14 protein-coding genes and 1 rRNA gene are annotated in these 19,684 nt (G+C 55.5%); 2 read left to right on the forward strand and 13 right to left on the reverse strand.

Features of this window, described 5'->3' with window-relative positions; translation table 11 throughout:
• Positions 1–2 precede the first annotated feature (2 nt).
• The 5 genes from PHACT_RS14185 to ilvY all read right to left on the reverse strand — a co-directional run bounded on the left by PHACT_RS14185 (position 3) and on the right by ilvY (position 5,658).
• Positions 3–1,541, reverse strand: a 16S ribosomal RNA gene (locus PHACT_RS14185).
• A gap of 503 nt (positions 1,542–2,044) precedes the next feature.
• On the reverse strand, positions 2,045–2,692 hold the full coding sequence (locus PHACT_RS14190; protein WP_245730816.1) for a protein-methionine-sulfoxide reductase heme-binding subunit MsrQ: 648 nt from the start codon (positions 2,690–2,692) through the stop codon (positions 2,045–2,047).
• A gap of 16 nt (positions 2,693–2,708) precedes the next feature.
• Positions 2,709–3,752, reverse strand: coding sequence for a protein-methionine-sulfoxide reductase catalytic subunit MsrP (gene msrP, locus PHACT_RS14195; protein ID WP_070118952.1), 1,044 nt, complete (start codon positions 3,750–3,752; stop codon positions 2,709–2,711).
• A gap of 81 nt (positions 3,753–3,833) precedes the next feature.
• Positions 3,834–4,676, reverse strand: coding sequence for a CDP-diacylglycerol--serine O-phosphatidyltransferase (gene pssA / locus PHACT_RS14200; protein WP_070118953.1), 843 nt, complete (start codon positions 4,674–4,676; stop codon positions 3,834–3,836).
• A gap of 82 nt (positions 4,677–4,758) precedes the next feature.
• Positions 4,759–5,658, reverse strand: coding sequence for an HTH-type transcriptional activator IlvY (gene ilvY, locus PHACT_RS14205; protein WP_070118954.1), 900 nt, complete (start codon positions 5,656–5,658; stop codon positions 4,759–4,761).
• 169 nt (positions 5,659–5,827) lie between these two features.
• Between ilvY and ilvC the strand changes: the two genes are divergently transcribed.
• Positions 5,828–7,297, forward strand: coding sequence for a ketol-acid reductoisomerase (gene ilvC, locus PHACT_RS14210; RefSeq protein ID WP_070118955.1), 1,470 nt, complete (start codon positions 5,828–5,830; stop codon positions 7,295–7,297).
• Between the two features lie 342 nt (positions 7,298–7,639).
• Here ilvC and ilvN read toward each other — a convergent pair whose 3' ends face one another.
• The 5 genes from ilvN to rluD all read right to left on the reverse strand — a co-directional run bounded on the left by ilvN (position 7,640) and on the right by rluD (position 14,740).
• Positions 7,640–8,131: an acetolactate synthase small subunit gene (gene ilvN / locus PHACT_RS14215; protein ID WP_070118956.1), complete on the reverse strand. Its 492-nt coding sequence runs from the start codon at positions 8,129–8,131 to the stop codon at positions 7,640–7,642.
• A 1-nt stretch (position 8,132) separates the two neighbouring features.
• Entirely contained in the window at positions 8,133–9,857 is a 1,725-nt protein-coding gene (locus tag PHACT_RS14220) for an acetolactate synthase 3 large subunit (protein ID WP_070118957.1), read from the reverse strand.
• Positions 9,858–10,213: 356 nt separating this feature from the next.
• Complete coding sequence (gene clpB / locus PHACT_RS14225; protein ID WP_070118958.1) at positions 10,214–12,826, reverse strand: ATP-dependent chaperone ClpB; 2,613 nt, start codon at positions 12,824–12,826, stop codon at positions 10,214–10,216.
• 133 nt (positions 12,827–12,959) lie between these two features.
• A complete protein-coding gene (pgeF, locus tag PHACT_RS14230; RefSeq protein WP_070118959.1) occupies positions 12,960–13,784 on the reverse strand; it encodes a peptidoglycan editing factor PgeF in 825 nt (274 codons plus the stop codon).
• Entirely contained in the window at positions 13,784–14,740 is a 957-nt protein-coding gene (gene rluD / locus PHACT_RS14235; protein WP_070118960.1) for a 23S rRNA pseudouridine(1911/1915/1917) synthase RluD, read from the reverse strand. The genes pgeF and rluD overlap by 1 nt, the downstream gene beginning before the upstream one ends.
• An 88-nt stretch (positions 14,741–14,828) precedes the next feature.
• Here rluD and PHACT_RS14240 point away from each other — a divergent pair, with 88 nt between their 5' ends.
• Positions 14,829–15,836 carry an outer membrane protein assembly factor BamD gene (locus PHACT_RS14240; protein WP_245730817.1) on the forward strand — a complete coding sequence of 336 codons (1,008 nt, stop codon included), beginning with the start codon at positions 14,829–14,831 and terminating at the stop codon, positions 15,834–15,836.
• Between the two features lie 104 nt (positions 15,837–15,940).
• Here PHACT_RS14240 and PHACT_RS14245 read toward each other — a convergent pair whose 3' ends face one another.
• The 3 genes from PHACT_RS14245 to thiO form a co-directional block, all read right to left on the reverse strand.
• Positions 15,941–16,540, reverse strand: a complete 600-nt coding sequence (locus PHACT_RS14245) for an SIS domain-containing protein (RefSeq protein ID WP_070118962.1) — start codon at positions 16,538–16,540, stop codon at positions 15,941–15,943.
• Between the two features lie 67 nt (positions 16,541–16,607).
• On the reverse strand, positions 16,608–18,296 hold the full coding sequence (locus PHACT_RS14250) for an NAD+ synthase (protein ID WP_070119211.1): 1,689 nt from the start codon (positions 18,294–18,296) through the stop codon (positions 16,608–16,610).
• A gap of 156 nt (positions 18,297–18,452) precedes the next feature.
• Complete coding sequence (gene thiO, locus PHACT_RS14255; RefSeq protein ID WP_083264667.1) at positions 18,453–19,574, reverse strand: glycine oxidase ThiO; 1,122 nt, start codon at positions 19,572–19,574, stop codon at positions 18,453–18,455.
• Positions 19,575–19,684 lie beyond the last annotated feature (110 nt).

The following is a 19,684-nucleotide window of genomic DNA, read 5'->3' on the forward strand; positions in this document are numbered from 1 at the left end:
TTTAAGGAGGTGATCCAGCCGCAGGTTCCCCTACGGCTACCTTGTTACGACTTCACCCCAGTCATGAATCACAAAGTGGTGAGCGCACTCCCGAAGGTTATGCTACCCACTTCTTTTGCAACCCACTCCCATGGTGTGACGGGCGGTGTGTACAAGGCCCGGGAACGTATTCACCGTAACATTCTGATTTACGATTACTAGCGATTCCGACTTCACGGAGTCGAGTTGCAGACTCCGATCCGGACTACGATTCGTTTTATGGGATTAGCTCCACCTCGCGGCTTGGCAACCCTTTGTACGAACCATTGTAGCACGTGTGTAGCCCTGGTCGTAAGGGCCATGATGACTTGACGTCGTCCCCACCTTCCTCCGGTTTGTCACCGGCAGTCTCCTTAGAGTGCCCAACTAAATGATGGCAAATAAGGACAAGGGTTGCGCTCGTTACGGGACTTAACCCAACATCTCACGACACGAGCTGACGACAGCCATGCAGCACCTGTCTCCAAGTTCCCGAAGGCACCAATCCATCTCTGGAAAGTTCTTGGGATGTCAAGACCAGGTAAGGTTCTTCGCGTTGCGTCGAATTAAACCACATGCTCCACCGCTTGTGCGGGCCCCCGTCAATTCATTTGAGTTTTAATCTTGCGACCGTACTCCCCAGGCGGTCAACTTAGTGCGTTAGCTGCGCCACTCAGAGCATTACGCTCCCAACGGCTAGTTGACATCGTTTACGGCGTGGACTACCAGGGTATCTAATCCTGTTTGCTCCCCACGCTTTCGCACCTCAGCGTCAGTATCGATCCAGGGGGCCGCCTTCGCCACCGGTATTCCTCCACATCTCTACGCATTTCACCGCTACACGTGGAATTCTACCCCCCTCTCCCGTACTCTAGCCTGGCAGTATTGGATGCAGTTCCAAGGTTGAGCCCTGGGCTTTCACATCCAACTAACCAAACCGCCTACGCGCGCTTTACGCCCAGTAATTCCGATTAACGCTTGCACCCTTCGTATTACCGCGGCTGCTGGCACGAAGTTAGCCGGTGCTTATTCTGCAGGTAACGTCAACTGACAAGATTATTAGTCTTGCCCCTTTCCTCCCTGCTTAAAGTGCTTTACAACCCGAAGGCCTTCTTCACACACGCGGCATGGCTGGATCAGGGTTGCCCCCATTGTCCAATATTCCCCACTGCTGCCTCCCGTAGGAGTCCGGACCGTGTCTCAGTTCCGGTGTGACTGATCATCCTCTCAGACCAGTTACGGATCGTCGCCTTGGTGGGCCTTTACCCCACCAACTAGCTAATCCGACGCAGGCTCATCTGATAGCGCAAGGTCCGAAGATCCCCTGCTTTCCCCCGTAGGGCGTATGCGGTATTAATTCGAGTTTCCCCGAGCTATCCCCCACTACCAGGCAGATTCCTACGCGTTACTCACCCGTCCGCCGCTCGACGCCTGGGAGCAAGCTCCCATCGTTTCCGCTCGACTTGCATGTGTTAAGCCTGCCGCCAGCGTTCAATCTGAGCCATGATCAAACTCTTCAGTTTAAGGTTTTACACTCAAGCTTACTCGCCGTACTACTTAACCGACAATTCACTCAAGTTAAAATCATGCTCAAAGTTTACAACTACTGTCTATTGACTTAAATCATCAACCCTTGGGAGGGCTGATAATTAACGCGGTTGCTTCCCTTTGATATCTTTACGATTGCGCAAAAATACCTCGGCAAGCACCCACCTCTATTACTTAATCTCTGTCTTTTAAAGAACTTTTCCGCCTCAGCCTTCGTGGCTAAGAGGCCGCGTATTATACGCGTTTCAAGCAATCTGGCAAGCACTTTTTTTCACTTTCTTTGCCAGCTCATCGCCAACAATTCCATCTGAAAATACTGCTGTCCTGCCAACCTTGACCAGGGTGTTATCTCGTCAAGGGCGCGCATTATGCCACAGTGATTTTTTGCTGCAAGTGTTTTGTCGAAATTTCATCAAGAAATTACTGGCCATGCTGCAGGCCTGCCACAGGGTCCGCCTTTCTCCGCTGGTCAGGCCGCCTAAACGGCCTGGCGGCGAGCCGCCCTGGTGCGCCGCTTTTTCAGCCGGGTTACCAATCGATATACCAATAGCAGAAAGAGAATCGTACCATAAAATACAGCATCAAAAAGGTCTGTGCGCAGGATCCAAAGCAGGTGCAGCAAGGCCAGCATTGCCGCCATGTAAACCAGTTGATGTAACTGCTTCCAGCGCGGCCCAAGACGACGCATCATCGCCTTTGTTGACGTCACTCCCATGGCTGCCAGAATCAGCAGCGCAACAAAACCGACGGTAATATAGGGTCGCTCCAGAATGTCGCTGCCGATCTCGGACCAGCGCAACGCCAGCAGAAACACCATATAAACGATGAAATGCAAAACCGCATAGAACAGTGCAAACAGACCCAGCATGCGGCGCAATGGAAACAGCCCGGTGAGCCCGGTCAATTCACGCAGCGGTGTAATCGCCAGACTTAAAAGCAGCATGCGTAACGCCCAGCGCCCGGTCTCAAGCGCAAGCTCACGCGCCGGATCTGCCCCAAGTGTATTGAGTAGCGCTCCCTGCAACAGGAAAACAAAAGGCAGCAACGCCAGACAGAAGATGATGACCCGCGCAACCTGCCAGAAGCGAGGGTTGCGCAGCATCGGTAGCCGAGACAAAGATTTCACGACAGAGCCTGCTGCTTCAATAGTAACGCGCCAGATCCATGCCCTGATACAGATGTGCTACCTGGTCGGCGTATCCGTTGAACATCTGTGTTTCCATGCGCCCCGAGCTGAACAGCGTCCTGGGCAACCGTGTTTCCATGTCCTGCCGCCAGCGCGGGTGGTGGACTTCAGGGTTCACATTGGCATAAAAGCCATATTCACTGGGTTGCAGCATATTCCATGACGTCGCCGGCTCAGTTTCAGTGAAGTGAATCCGGACAATCGATTTGATGCTTTTGAAACCGTACTTCCACGGAATGACCAGCCTGATCGGGGCGCCATTCTGCGGCGGCATGTAATTGCCATACAGACCGACCGCCAAAAAGCTAAGTGGGTTCATCGCCTCATCCATACGCAGGCCTTCACGATAGGGCCACTCAATCACGCTGAACCGGCCACGCTGCCCTGGCATCTGGTCAGGATCCAACAAGGTTTCAAATGCCACATACTTTGCTTTTGATGTCGGCCCGACCCGTTTGATCAAATCCGCCAGCGGAAAACCGATCCACGGGATCACCATCGACCAGCGCTCCACACAGCGCAGGCGATATATCCGCTCCTCCAGCTGGTGCGGTTTCATGAAATCCTCAAGATCATATGTCCCGGGGTTATCCACCTCACCGGCAATCTCGATTGACCAGGGATCAACATCAAAGCTTTGCGCGTTCTGGTAGGGATCCGACTTATCGGTACCAAATTCGTAGAAATTGTTATAGGTCACCACATCGCGATAAGGCGTCAAATCTTCATCGGTCCAGAAGTTTCCGCCACGCTCGGCGGCATCAATGCCGGCAAACTTATCCTGCCACCAGGCTGCCGGGGCCGATCGCTCCATATCAGCGGGTGCCCGGGCACGCAGCCCATCGCCAGATGCACCCAATGCCGCACCCGGCATTGCTGCCAGACCGCCCGTGGCGATACCCAGCTTGAGCGCATCGGCCATGAACTGTCGCCGGTTTCGGTAAACCGACTCAGGCGTAATTTCGGAAGACAGGATATCGGGGGCTGATTTGATCAACATAATTGAACCTCTTGCGCCCTCAGTCGGGCATCGATTGCCAGCCCCGCACGGGTCCGGCGATTCACGAGCATTTGATAACCTCTACGCTGCAGAGTCACGGCCGGTTTTTCGTTTACGGGCCGAAACTTTTCTGTACATCGCAATAACCGGACCGGAAAGCGCGTAAACAACGCACATCGTCAGTAAAACTTCATGCGGACGCTGGGCAATGACTACCAGCAGAACAACCGCCATCAGGAAAACAACATAAGGCACCGTCCCCTTGAAATGAATTTCCTTGAAACTGTAATAACGATAATTCGACACCATCAGCAAGCCTACAAATGCCGTGAGCCCTGCTGTTGCTCCCGACAGCCAGACGCTCGGCTGCACCTCGTACTTGTAGGCAACCCATACCACAAATGTGACCAGTCCTGCCGCTACCGGGCTTTGCAGCCCCATAAAAAAACGCTTGTCGACGGTCCCCAGCTGCACATTGAAACGTGCCAGACGCAGCGCCGCACACGACATAAAAATGAAACTCGCCGCCCAGCCAGCATTACCGATCGAAGAAAGCGTCCAGCTGAATACAATCAACGCCGGTGCCACACCAAATGACACCATGTCAGCCAGACTGTCGAATTGCTCACCAAAGGAGCTTTGGGTATTGGTCAGTCGCGCCACTCGACCGTCCAGCCCGTCAAGAATTGCTGCGATCAGAATTGCCCAGCCGGCGGCGTTAAAATTGCCGTTCATACCGGCAATGATGGCGTAAAAACCCGCAAACAGAGCACCCAGCGTCAGCAGATTGGGTAACAGATAAATTCCTTTGCGACTGATTTTTTTACCATCCTGGGAAACAAACTCCTCATGTTCGTCAATCGGGATAAAGCTTTCGTCCAGCTCGTGAGCTTCATCACTCTGCGGATTTTTCTCTGTTGGCATACACTACCCCTGACAAATTCCAAGCCTTGATTATACACATAAGGCTGCTGCTTGCGAGGCTTGCAGACAGCCAGCCGCGCTGCTATTGCTGGCCCGCAGCGGCGACCTGCCACAAGGCATTGACCAGCGGATTGACGAACTTGCGACGCCGGGCACACAGGCCCACCGTAAACGGCCGCAACTCATGCATCACCGGCAACACCTCAATTCGGTCACTGACCGGACTGTTGTCCACAACCACCCTGGGCACCACGGCAACACCACAACCCAGACTGACCATGCTGACCATCGCTTCATGACCGCTGACCTGGGCGTATACCCTGGGTTTCTGGCCACGTTGCGCAAACCATTGCTCCAGCCGCGATCGTGCCAGGCCCGTCTCTGGCATGATCACCGGCAACGCCTGCCAGTCATAGTCGCCGCTGGCCCGCGCCTGTTCCAGTGCATGACGAACCGGGCACGGCAGCGTAGGCCCGATGCAAACCAGAGGTGACTCCCCCAGCGGCAGAAATGCCAGTGAATCCGGCAAACGGTCAGGCATTGCGGCTATCGCAATGTCGTCCTGCCCGGCCATGACCCGCTCCAGCGCTAGCGCCGAATCGCCCGTGTGTAGCTGCAGTTCAACCTGTGGGTAAACAGCGCGAAACTGTTGCAGCAACTCGTGCAGAAAGCTGTAGCTGGCAGTCACCGAGCAAAACAGGCTAAGACTGCCGCGCAGCCCATCTCCCGAGCGCTGCAGGTCAGCTTTGAGCTGCAGTAACTGATCAAGCGTCTGCACGGCATAATCCCGCAACTGCAGGCCGGCCGCGGTCAAGCGCACCGTGCGGTTATCACGCTCAAACAATGCCACCCCGAACTCTTCCTCGAGACGCTGTATTGCGCGCGTGAGTCCGGACGGACTGATATGTAATTCTTTGCTGCTTCTGGCAAAATGCAGGGTCTTGCTGAGATGAAGAAACAACCGCAAGTCTTTGAGGTCCATTTATTAGCTCGACATTTATTGGCTCGACATTAGCTTTTGCTGCAATACACTGTATTGCAATATGTGAAATAGTTAATTGCAAATATATCATTTTACGCAACCCCAACAAAGCCCTATCATTCACCCCGACTATTAAACAGCCGGACTGACAGTCCAAAGGATAACCACCATGAACTACTTCAACACCCTGCCCTTGCGCCTGCAACTGGAGCAGCTGGGCAAATGCCGTTTTATGGACCGCGCCGAATTTGCTGACGGCGTTAACCGCCTGCTAGGGCAAAAAGTTGTCATCGTGGGCTGTGGCGCACAGGGTCTCAACCAGGGCCTGAACATGCGCGACAGTGGACTGGATATCAGCTATGCACTGCGCGCCGAGGCAATCGCCGAAAAACGTCAATCCTGGAAAAACGCGTCCGAGAACGGATTCAACGTTGGCACTTATGAAGACCTGATTCCGCAGGCCGATCTGGTTCTGAACCTGACACCGGACAAGCAGCACACTGCTGTTGTTAAACAGGTTATGCCACTGATGAAAAAAGGCGCCTGTCTGGCCTACTCGCATGGCTTCAACATTGTTGAAGAAGGCATGCAGATTCGCGACGACCTGACCGTGGTGATGGTTGCTCCCAAGTGCCCGGGCACTGAGGTACGCGAAGAGTACAAGCGCGGTTTCGGCGTACCTACGCTGATCGCCGTGCACGCCGAAAACGACCCCAATGGCGACGGCATCGACATTGCCAAGGCATACGCGGCTGCTACCGGCGGTCACCGCGCAGGCGTTCTGGAGTCCTCCTTTATTGCCGAAGTCAAATCCGACCTGATGGGCGAACAAACCATCCTCTGCGGCATGCTGCAAGCCGGTTCCATTCTTTGCTACAACCGCATGATCGAAAAAGGCGTGGATGCCGGTTACGCCTCCAAGCTGATCCAGCACGGTTGGGAAGTGACTTCCGAGGGTCTGAAACATGGTGGCATCACTAACATGATGGACCGCCTGTCGAACCCGGCCAAACTGGTCGCCAATTCATTGGCAGAAGAACTCAAGACCATCATGGCGCCGCTGTTCCAGAAGCACATGGACAACATCATTGCCGGCGAATTCTCGCGCGACATGATGGAAGACTGGGCCAATGACGACAAGAAACTGCTGACCTGGCGCGAACAGACAGCCGAAACCGCGTTCGAGAAATCCACACCCGGCTCTATGGACATCTCTGAACAGGAATACTACGACAACGGCATCCTGATGGTTGCCATGCTGAAAGCCGGCGTGGAACTGGCCTTCGAAACCATGACCGCAGCCGGCATCATCGAAGAGTCTGCCTACTACGAGTCGCTGCATGAGACGCCGCTGATTGCCAACCTGATCGGCCGCAAGAAGCTGTACGAAATGAACAAGGTAATTTCCGACACCGCAGAATACGGCTGCTACCTGTTCTCGCACGAATGCGTGCCGCTGCTGAAAGATTTCATGCAGAAAGTCGACACTGATGTGATCGGCAAAGGCATCAGCGTTAAAGACAACAGCGTTGATAACGCTGAACTGATCGCTGTTAACCAGGGCCTGCGCAACCATCCGATCGAAATTGTTGGTCGTCGCCTGCGCTCGTATATGACCGCGATGAAAAAGGCCATCTAAGCCCTTTTCCAGCGCTCAATAAAAAAAGGCCGGAGCCACTGATACTGTCAGCGGCCCCGGCCTTTTTTTGTACGCAGCATTTAATGCCCGACGCTAGCCACTGGCTTCGAACGGCGCTGGCTGAGGAGCAGGTGGCAACGAGCGACCAATCAGGCCGCGCTTTTCCGTAGCAAAATTGCCCGAAACAGCGCGAGGACTGTCTGAGCTCGCAAGGCGCTCAGCGCCTGAGGGCGAGTTCCGCAGCGCCGGGCAGATTTGCGGAGGAAGCGGTCGGTCGCGACTGCCACCTGCTCCTCAGCCAGCGCCGCCCCTGCCCTCGAACGACTCTGTCAGAGTCCAAACCTACAGGCTCAGCACCTTCTCCCCACGAGAGATCCCCGTCACCCCGGTCCGCGCAACCTCCAGCACCGACGCATTGCCAATGGCCGCCAGAAAACTGTCCAGCTTATCCGACGCCCCGGTCAGCTGAATGCTGTACACGGTACTGGTGACATCCACAATCTGACCCCGGAAAATATCCGTTGTACGTTTGATCTCGGCACGTTGAGCCCCAGTTGCCTTCACCTTCAGCAACATCAGCTCGCGCTCGATATGCGCACCCTCAGTCAGATCAACCAGCTTCACCACATCAATCAGTTTGTTCAGGTGCTTGGTAATCTGCTCGATCTTGCGGTCATCACCAATGGTCGTGATAGTCAGCCGCGACAAGGTATGATCTTCCGTTGGCGCCACTGTCAGCGACTCAATATTGTAATTGCGCTGAGAAAACAAACCCACTACACGAGACAAAGCGCCAGGTTCATTCTCCAACAAAATGGAAATAATGTGCCTCATCTTATGTTCGCTCCGTTTTGCTCAGATACATATCTTTCATCGAACCGCCCTTGATCGCCATCGGATAAACATGCTCCGACGGGTCAACTGCCACATCAATGAATACCAGTCGATCCTTCAGGGCAAACGCCTCTGTCATCTTCTGGTCCAGCTCCGATAATTTCTCGATGCGAACCCCGACATGACCGTAAGCCTCCACCAGTTTGACAAAATCAGGCAGCGACTCCGAATAGGTGCTGTTGGAATAACGCCCGCCGTACTGCATATCCTGCCATTGCCGCACCATGCCCAAAGACTCATTATTCAGGCACACAATTTTCACCGGCAAACCGTACTGCAGACAGGTCGCCAGTTCCTGAATACACATCTGTATGCTGCCTTCACCGGTAATACACACCGAGATCGCATCAGGGAACGCCAACTGCACACCCATGGCCGCCGGAAAACCAAAGCCCATGGTGCCCAGACCACCGGAGTTGATCCAGCGCCGCGGTTTGTTGAAGTGATAGTACTGAGCCGCAAACATCTGGTGCTGCCCCACATCCGAGGACACGTAGGCTTCGCCTTTGGTAACGCGATAGACACTGTCGACCACCTGCTGCGGCTTGATGACATCATTTTCCGCGTTCGTCACTTTTAGACACTGCTTGGCGCGCCAGCCTTCAATCTGTTGCCACCACAAATCCAGCGACTTGCGATCCACTGTTGTGTCTGCCTGCGCGATCAGCTCCAGCATCTCTTCCAACACGCTGGTGACCGAGCCCACAATCGGTACATCGGCGGCGACTGTCTTGGAAATTGATGCCGGGTCGATATCGACATGCAGAATCTTCGCACCCGGGCAGAACTTGGAGATGGCATTGGTGACGCGATCGTCGAAACGCACACCAATACCCAGCACCACATCACTGAAATGCATGGCATTGTTGGCTTCATAGGTGCCATGCATGCCCAGCATGCCGAGGAACTGCTTGTCTGGTGCCGGGAACGCGCCCAGGCCCATCAACGTATTGGTCACCGGGTATCCCAACTTGCGCGCCAGTTGCGTCAGCAATTCCGCCGCGTTGCCCTGAATGACACCGCCACCGGCGTATATGATCGGACGCTTGGCAGCCAGCAGGATCTCGACTGCTTTTTTTATCTGCCCGGTATGACCCTTGGCTGGCACTGAATAGGAGCGCATCTTGACGGTAGTCGGGTACTGGTATTCGAATTTCCGCGCCGGATCGCTGGCATCCTTGGGCACATCAATAACCACCGGCCCCGGACGGCCCGTGGTGGCTATGTGAAACGCCTTTTTCACTATCATGGGGATGTCTTCGGCACTCTGCACCATAAAGCTGTGTTTTACGATCGGGCGTGACACACCCACCATGTCAGTTTCCTGGAACGCATCAGATCCGATCAGGGAACTATCCACCTGGCCGGAGATCACTACCATGGGAATGGAGTCCATAAATGCTGTCGCAATACCGGTAATCGCATTGGTGGCGCCCGGACCGGACGTTACCAGCACCACACCTGGCTTGCCGGTGGCTCTGGCATAACCGTCAGCCGCATGCGTTGCCGCCTGCTCGTGACGTACCAGAATATGTTCCACCTTGTCCTGGTTGAATATCGCATCGTAAATGTGCAGCGCAGCGCCGCCCGGATATCCGAACAACAGCTCAACGCCCTCGTCGTGCAACGCACGAATCAGCATTTCACCACCAGAAAGCAATTCCACAGTTATAGCCTCTCAAATAAAAATATGACACCTGCAATGGCATCAATAAGACACTGCCGGAGGGCAATATCTTCGCAGATAAAGTTAATCTTTTAGTTTTCAGGATCAATCAACAAGCATGGCTGTCAAAGCTGACCATCAAATTTGACACATGCCAGTTCCGGACGTCGGTAACGTACTGGAACCTAGGTGGATGTTGTCTGACACCTAAGCGAGCCCCGGGGCTGACATTTTTCGACGCAACCCGGCCAGAGCAGATTGGGGGAGGGGATTACCTTCTCAGTCTGCGTGCGGCGGGAGAGCCCGATAAGAATCCCCGCCAGCAACACGCGATTTTCCCACGATTTGACGCATTGTCAAGCGTGAGGCCCGTCTTGTGGGCGTTTATCAAAAATAAAACCTTCGTCGGTCACATCAACCAAAATGCAGTCTCCCGGTGCGTACTCTCCCTGAATAACGCGCTGTGCCAACGGATTCTCAATCCAGTTCTGCACCGCCCGGCGTAACGGCCGGGCACCATATACCGGGTCGTACCCAAGCTCGGCTACCTTGTCCAACACTGCATCAGACACTTCAATGGCCAGGTCATTGTCGTGCAACCGCTTGTTCAGCGATGCTATCTGGATATCCGCAATGCCACGTATCTGACTCGCCGCCAGCGGGTGGAAAACCACGGTTTCATCAATGCGGTTGATAAATTCGGGCCTGAAATGCCGGGTCACCACCGACATCACATCATGTTTCACGCGGTCATAGGCCGCCTCATCTGTGGGATCATCCCCCAGCATCTCCTGAACACGGTCCGAGCCCAGATTCGATGTCATCACGATCACCGTATTGCGAAAATCCACGGTGCGACCATGACCATCGGTCAAACGGCCGTCATCAAGCACCTGCAACAGAATGTTGAACACATCCGGATGGGCTTTCTCCACCTCGTCCAGCAGCAGCACTGAATAAGGCCGGCGACGCACCGCTTCTGTCAGATACCCGCCCTCTTCGTAACCCACGTAACCAGGAGGGGCACCGATCAGACGAGCCACCGAATGCTGTTCCATGAACTCAGACATGTCGATACGGACCATCGCCTCTTCGGTATCAAACAGAAATTCAGCCAGTGCTTTGCACAGCTCAGTCTTACCCACGCCGGTCGGCCCCAGGAACAGAAATGAGCCATTGGGGCGATTGGGATCTGACAACCCCGAGCGGGAGCGCCGCACCGCATTGGCGACGGCCGAGATAGCCTCATGCTGCCCTATCACTCGTCCGTGCAACGCCTCTTCCATCTGCAACAGCTTCTGCTTGTCGCTCTGCAGCATTTTTGCCACCGGAATACCGGTCCAGCGCGCCACTACATCAGCGATCTCTTCTTCGGTCACCCGGCTGCGCAACAATTGCATGTCCATCATTTCCGCCTGTGTGGACATGTCCAGGGTCTTTTCCAGATTGGGAATGACGCCGTACTGCAGCTCTGACATGCGCGCCAGGTCACCTGCCCTGCGTGCTGACTCCAGGTCCGCCCGGGCCTTTTCCAGGTTGCTTTTAACTGATTGTGTACCCTGCACCGAAGCTTTTTCAGCTTTCCAGATTTCGTCAAGATCGGCAAACTCTCTCTCTACTCGCTGAATGTCCTCAGCCAGCTTCTCCAGGCGCTTGCGTGACGCATCATCCTCTTCTTTCTTCAGCGCTTCCCGCTCGATTTTTAACTGAATCAGGCGACGTTCCAGCTTGTCCATTTCTTCCGGCTTGGAATCGATTTCCATGCGGATCATGCTGGCGGCTTCGTCAATCAGATCAATGGCCTTGTCCGGCAACTGCCGATCCGGGATGTAGCGTTGTGACAGGCGCGCGGCCGCAATGATGGCGGCATCGGCAATCTGCACACCGTGATGCACTTCGTAACGTTCCTTCAGGCCACGTAGAATGGCAATGGTGTCTTCCTCTGACGGCTCGTCCACCAGCACTTTCTGAAACCGGCGTTCCAGAGCTGCATCTTTTTCAATGTATTTGCGATACTCATCCAACGTGGTGGCGCCAACACAATGCAGCTCTCCGCGCGCCAGCGCGGGCTTCAGCATGTTGCCCGCATCCATGGAGCCTTCGGCTTTACCCGCGCCGACCATGGTATGTATCTCATCGATAAACAGAATGACCGAGCCTTCATGTTTGGAAAGCTCCTTCAGTACGCCTTTCAGGCGCTCTTCAAATTCTCCGCGGAATTTGGCACCGGCAATCAGTGCGCCCATGTCCAACGCCAGAATTTTTTTGTCTTTCAGACCTTCCGGCACTTCACCGTTAACAATGCGCTGTGCCAGGCCTTCGATAATGGCGGTTTTACCCACACCCGGCTCGCCTATCAAAACCGGGTTGTTTTTGGTGCGCCGCTGCAGGACCTGAATGGTGCGACGAATTTCGGAATCGCGGCCGATCACCGGATCCAGCCCCCCCTTGCCGGCACGTTCGGTCAGATCAATGCAATATTTTGACAGCGCCTGCCAGGATTCCTCGGCATCGGCATCGGTAACTTTGTCTCCGCCCCGTAGATTACTGATGGCGGTTTGCAGCGCTTTCTCCGAGATACCAAAACTGTTCAGTAAACGGCCCAGTTCGCCTTTATCTGCTAACGCAGCCAGCATCACGGCCTCACTGGAAATGAATTTGTCACCGTTTTTCTGGGACGACTTGTCAGCCTGATTCAGCAAACGACCCAGTTCATTCGACATGGCAACATCCGCACCATTGCCTTCCACAGTTGGCAGTCTTTGCAGGATGTCGTTGAGGCCTTTGCGCAATTGCGTCAGGTCAAACCCCGTCTGCGACAACAACGGTCGCACCGAACCGCCTCTCTGCTCGAGAAGGCTGATCATCAGGTGCACAGGTTCAATAAAATTATGGTCGTTGCCCAGCGCCAGCGATTGCGCGTCAGCCAGCGCTGCCTGCAGCTTGCTTGTCAATTGCTCCATTCTCATCATTCACCTCAGTGAACTGGCGTCTTTACAGGACGATAGTTCAGAATTCATTTGTCTATGGCTTATAGATTGAGGTAACGCCAGAAAAATTCAAGCGCATACTAAGATTTAACAATCTGAAGTGCAGACTGATTCAACCATCCTTGAGGTAGATCAGGCTGGCCATGCGTCCGGTCACGCCATCACGGCGGTAGGAAAAGAACCGGGATGCAGAACAGACCGTGCACTGGTCTCCGCCGTAAATTGCCGTGACGCCCAGCATTTGCAGGCGTTGTCGCGCTGCTGCATATATATCCATCATGCTTTTATTCTGGCCACGGCTATCGTGGCTACCTGCAACCGGTTTAAAGGCTGCCGCCATGGCGCCGGCGGACGACGTCCCGGCAGCCATAAACGCTGATCTGACCTCTGCACCCACCTCAAAGCAACACGGCCCGATTGCCGGCCCGAGCCATGCCATCAGGTCCGTGCCCGGGTATTGCGTGGCCCGCACCGTGTTCTCCAGAACACCGTTCAACAGCCCACGCCAGCCGGCATGCGCGGCTGCCGCAACGCGCCCATCATGCGAACATAACAGCACCGGCAGACAGTCAGCCGTCAACACTGCCACGCCATCACCGGTCTGAGACAGACAGGCGGCATCGGCCTGACGCCGCCGCAGACCCTGGCTTCCTGCGGCCACAGAGACAACACGTGTGCCGTGAACCTGGTTTAACCATTGCAGTCGATGGAGTCCGGGTAAGGCCCTGCGTAATGCACGGCGATTGCGCGCTACCGTTGCGGCCACATCCCCCACATGCGTGCCCAGGTTGAAGCTGTCGTAGGGCGGTAGACTGACACCACCGGTTCGACCGGTGACCCGTGCGCCGATATTGTCAGGTGCCGGCCAGTCGGGAGTTTGCCAGTCCAGGTCGGCGCCGGGCTTCCCGTCTGTGGTATTGCTGCCGGCGCTTGCCATCAGTCTGTATCCCGCTTCAGGGTGCCCAGTAGCAATTGCATGTCATCCGGCGCCGGGACCTCCCAACTCACCTCTTCTTCTGTATCCGGGTGAATAAATCCCAGACGTGCAGCGTGTAGTGCCTGACGGCGGAACAGCCGCAGGTGTTCGGCCAGCTCAGGGCTGCAACCTGCCGGAATATGCAGTCGCCCGCCGTACAGCGGGTCACCGATCAGGGGGTGTCTGACATGACTCATGTGGACGCGAATCTGATGTGTGCGGCCGGTCTCGAGTTTCAATTGCACGTGTGTGTGGGCGCGAAACCGTGTAATCACCCGATAGTGCGTCACCGATGGTTTGCCGCTTTGCACCACTGCCCGCTTTTTGCGCTGCACCGGATGCCGGCCCAGAGGTTCGTCAACCATGCCACCCGCGGTCAAGACACCCTGCACTACGGCCTCGTATTGCCGGGTCACGGTGCGCTTCTGTAATTGGCGAACCAGTTTGTGGTGTGCAGGCAGGGTTTTTGCCACCACCATCAGTCCCGTGGTGTCTTTGTCCAGACGATGCACAATGCCCGCTCGCGGCAGGTGCTGCAGGGACGGGCAATAGTGCAGCAGACCATTCATCAGGGTACCTGTGCGATTGCCGGCAGCCGGGTGCACAACGGTGCCGGCGGGCTTGTTTAGCACCAGCACCGCATCATCTTCATAAACAATGTCCAGCGCCAGAGCTTCCGCCTGCCAGCCATTGTCTGGCGCTTCATCCAACTCCGCTTTCAGTTCCAGCCTGTCACCGGTACTCAAACGGTCTTTGGCCCGCTTTTGTGCGGCATTGACCAGTAAAAAGCCGTCTTTGATCCACTGCTGCAGACGTCCTCGCGAATAATCTGCGAACAAACGGGCTGCTGCCTGGTCTAATCTGGCGCCATCAAGATCATCGGGTACAATGGCGGATAAAGAGATTCGTTCTGACATATTTGGGTATCGACCGGATGGTGTGGTTAAATAAGCGATTATCGACAGGCATTATAGTCTGTTTTGCCAGTCAAGAGGTGTTTTGAGCGTGCGAGTACTGCTAACCATTGCGTTATTGATAACTGTCGTATCCTGTTCTTCCCTGGGACGTGATCGCGATGAGTTTGCTTCCATGTCCACTGAGGAGCAATTTTACCGAACTGCCAATCAGCAGCTGAATGCATCCAATTTCTCCGGCGCGGTCCGAACCTATCAGGCTCTGGAGTCCCGGTTCCCATTTGGCCAGTACGCCGCTCAGGCGCAACTGGAACTGATTTATGCTCACTATCGTGCTTCCAATGTGGAAGGTGCGCGCGCCGCGGCCGACCGTTTTATTCGACTCCACCCTGATCATGAGAGTATCGACTATGCCTACTACATGAAAGGGGTAGCGACATTCTCGGAAAACACCGGCTTCATGAGCCGCTTTCTGCCTACCGACCCGTCAAAACGCGATATCAGCCGCGCCCGCGATGCATTCAACGAGTTTTCCCTGCTGATGACTCTGTATCCTGATAGCGACTACACCGCTGATGCCCGCGCCCGCATGGTGTTCCTGCGCAACAATCTGGCCGCCTATGAAATCCACGTGGCAGATTATTATCTGGAGCGCAGGGCATACATAGCCGCACTGAATCGTGGCCGTTATGTGGTTGAGAATTTTCAGGGCAGCCCGGTTGTCGCCGATGCCGTTGCCATCATGGTGGAGTGTTATCTTCGTCTTGGCCTGAATGACCTGGCCGACACATCGCTGGCCCTGCTGCGCGACAATTACCCGGATCACGCCACGCTGGACAACAATGGCGAATTCATCGTGCGCAACCATGTCACCAACCCGTCGCTGCTTTATACGGTGACCTTTGGTTTGCTGGGCAGCAATGAAGATAACACCCCATTGGCGCCAACCAGCCGTCCGCAGCGTTCAATTGCACCGGAAGCTGCGCCGGAACGAGGACGCTCCCTGCTCAATATTCTGACACTGGGCCGCTACGGCCGTGACGCAACAACAGCGCCCATGCCTGGCGAGCCACCACCCGGCTCCCCCAATCCGATCTAGGCCGGGTTCGTCAGCATTGGCGAACCATCGCGCACCGTGGGACGGGTGAACGGACGACAGCTGATTGCAACCGGAAGCCGCAATAGTGAACGGCCGGGCGGACTTCAGGAAGCATAGTTTTCCGGAAAAAAAGCCCGTTCGATGAGTTCGATCAGTATGTGTATCACTTTGATATGCACCTCCTGCACCCGATCCGCGTAGCGGCTGGCACCCGCACTGATATCAACAGTCGCCAGTTTGCCAAGTGTCGACCCACCCGCCCCGGTCAGACTGATAACCTGTATGCCGTTATCGCGCGCATATTCTGCTGCCTTGATCACATTCTTGCTGCTACCACTGGTGCTGATGGCAAACAGGCAATCGCCGGCTCTGCCTCGTGCCTGCAGATAGCGCGAAAAAATGTGCTCATATCCAAAATCATTGGCAACACAGCTGATATGTCCCGGATCACTGATGGCGGTGGCTGACAAGCCAGCACGATTGTCCCGGTAGCGACCGGTCAACTCTTCAGCAAAATGCATGGCATCGCTCATCGAGCCACCATTACCACAACTGTAGATCGCGCCATTGTTGTGCAGCGCAGCGATCAGAACGTCTGCTGCACTGTCAATTGCATCGACATTGTCTGCGTCCGACAGAAACCGGTCGAGATAGTCGCGTGCGTCTACGAGCGTGCCAGTTATCACTTGTTTAGTGTCGTTCAAGCCTACCTCCTTGCCGGGTTTGCTGTCAGTCCGGATTGTGTATCAGCGCAACAGGCGTACCAAGGGCCTACTCACCTGCAGCCCAGCCCTGCGTGATCGGATAGCGCCGGTCCCGGCCAAATGCCCGCTCCGTCAGGCGCACACCGATGGGTGCCTGTCGGCGCTTGTATTCATTGATGTCGACCAGGCGAAGCACCCGGCGAACTTCCTCTTCATCAAAACCATGGCCAATGATGGCGTCAGCGCCAAGGTCGGATTCGACATACAGCGCCAGTATCTGATCCAGCCGATCATAAGGCGGCAGATTGTCGTCATCCTGCTGCCCCGGCGCCAGCTCAGCCGAAGGCGGCCGCTCAATCACTTCAACAGGGATGATGTCCGCCTCTCCGTCCGCGCGGGCAATGGCATTGCGGTATCGTGCCAACCGATACACCAGGGTTTTACTGGCATCCTTGAGTACATTAAAACCACCGGCCATGTCACCGTACAGAGTGGAATAACCTACCGCAATTTCACTTTTATTGCCGGTGGTCAGCACCAGAGCGCCTTTTTTGTTGGAGATAGCCATCAACATGACACCCCGGCAACGGGCCTGGATATTCTGCTCAGTGAGATCTGCAGGCAAGCCGGCAAACTGATTGGCCAGCGCGCCAGCGAAGGCCTGATAGCAATCAGTTATTGGGATAACATCATAATTGACGTGCAGGCGTTCTGCCTGCGCTGCGGCCAGGCGCACGCTGAGATCCGACGTGTATGTGAACGGCATCATGATCGCAGTCACCTGATCGGCACCCAGCGCATCCACAGCCAGTGCCAATGTTAACGCTGAATCGATACCGCCGGACAAACCAAGAATCACCGAACTGAAACGATTTTTACGCGCGTAGTCACGCAATCCCAGTATCATGGCCTGGTAGCAACGTTGCTCGACGTCACGGTCTGCGGGCACCGTAGGCAGCGAATCCGGGGTAACACTCACACTTGCCGTATCAGACAGCTCGGGCCATGCCAGCGCCTGCTCTATGCGAAAACTAACCGGGATCAGCGCTTCACGAAATGCCGGGCCAACCGTGGTCACCCTACCATCAGCATCGGCAACCATGGAGTTGCCATCAAACACCAGTTCGTCCTGCCCACCCACCTGATTCACGTACAGAATCGGGGTGCCCGATTCCATGGCACGCCTTGCCAATAATCGCTGACGCTGCTCCAGCTTGTCGGTATGGAAAGGCGAGGCATTGATGTTGATCAAAAGGCCCACACCTGCCTGCGATGCCTGCCGGATTGGCAATGGGTCCCAAAGATCTTCACAGATGGTCAGCGCTACCGGCAATCCTTTTATGTTGACGATGCAGGGGGAGTTGCCGGACTGGAAATAGCGCCTTTCATCAAAGACCTGATAATTGGGCAGACTCTGCTTGCAGTAGGTCGCTTTTATCTCGCCTTCGTGAATGACCGACACGGCATTAAACAACTGGCCATTGTCAGTCAGTGGATACCCCACGATCAGATAGGCGTCCATACGTGCATCACAAAGCTGTTGCAGGGCGGTATTAATTCGCGGTGCCAGGCTGGGTCGCAGCAACAGATCTTCAGCCGGATAAGCGGTCAGGCTCAATTCGGGGTAAACCACAACATCAGCATGGTGGTCACGGACAGCTTCACGCGCAGCATGCAGGATGGTCTGGGTATTTCCGGGAATATCCCCCACTATCAAATTCAATTGCGCCATTACTATCGTTAACGGGCTGGCCATACGGTCCTCTGTTGGTTTGATCCTGCTGATCCTGCTGATCATATAAAAAGCTGCGGTATTGTCGGTCATACCGATAGCAGAAGTAAAACGCCAAATTTGCGCTGACCCGACTATGCCCTGGCCACCATGATGCCGACCAGGGCGTTTGCGGTCCTGTCACCTGAGGGCTGGCTTGATACCGCGCAGTACCGGATCATAGGGACGAGGGTCGAGGCCGGTCGGGGCGTTCGCCAGCAACTCAACCAGCAAATCAGCAGACGCTGGCGCCAGCACCAGGCCGTTGCGGTAATGTCCGGCATTAACAAACGCATTGCTGAACCCGGGCAGTCGGCCAATAAACGGAACTCCATCCGGTGCGGCCGGACGCAACCCAGCCCACTGCTGTACCACCGGTAAGGCGGACAGTGCCGGCAACATTCGTTCCGCGGACGCGCGCAGGCTGTCACACGCGTGCTCGGTAATCGACTTGTCAAAGTCCGCATGCTCCAGCGTACTGCCCACCAGAATATGATGGTCACGGCGAGGGATCAGGTAGCGTCCCTGGCTCAAAACAACACCGCGCAACAGGGCTTCTTCCGCCTTGTATAAGAGCATTTGACCTTTAACCGGCGTTACCGGCAAGGCCAGACCCAGTTGCGCCAGCAATTGCCCCGTCCAGGCACCCGCGGCCAACACAAACACATCTGCCTGCAACCTGACTTCCTCATTCTGCTGCCGCACCCAGACTGCCGTCATGCGATCGCCACGGGTTTCAATGCGCAGAATCTCCGACTGTTCACACACATCAACGCGGGGCTGCAGACGCAAACTGGCAGCCAGCGCCTTTACCAGTCGGGGATTGCGGATATTGGCAACAGCCGGCATGTACAGTGCACGTTCGCTGCCTTCGGCCAGTTCGGGTTCTCGGACCTGTATCTGTGCCGGCTGCCAGGTCTGCATCGGGCGGTCGTGGCGATGCGCCCATTGCAATGCCTCTTCATGATCTGCTGCATCCAGCATCAACAGCCCGCACACCGACAGCTCGGGGTCGATACCCGTTTCCGTGGCGAGCGCCTGCGCCAGTTCGGGGTAAGCATCCTGTGCCCGATTCGCCAGTGCCGTCACCGGATCCGAATAACGCCAGGGGTACAGCGGCGAGACAATGCCGCCACCGGCCCATGAGGCTTCTTGCCCGCAGGTGCCACGCTCAATCAGTTGCACCCGGGCACCGTGATGGCTCAGGCCACGGGCGACCAGCATGCCAGAGACGCCACCGCCACAGATAAGAAAATCACTCACAACGTTTGTCCTTGTAACCCGTCCTGCAACAGTTCTTGCGACGGCACCGGTGGCCACTATGACAATTGGCCTGGCAACAGACCTGGCACCTGTCCTGGAAGCGTTTCCGG

Origin of the sequence: Pseudohongiella acticola (genome assembly GCF_001758195.1) — a bacterium.
In the GTDB taxonomy this organism is placed as follows: Bacteria; Pseudomonadota; Gammaproteobacteria; order Pseudomonadales; family Pseudohongiellaceae; genus Pseudohongiella; species Pseudohongiella acticola.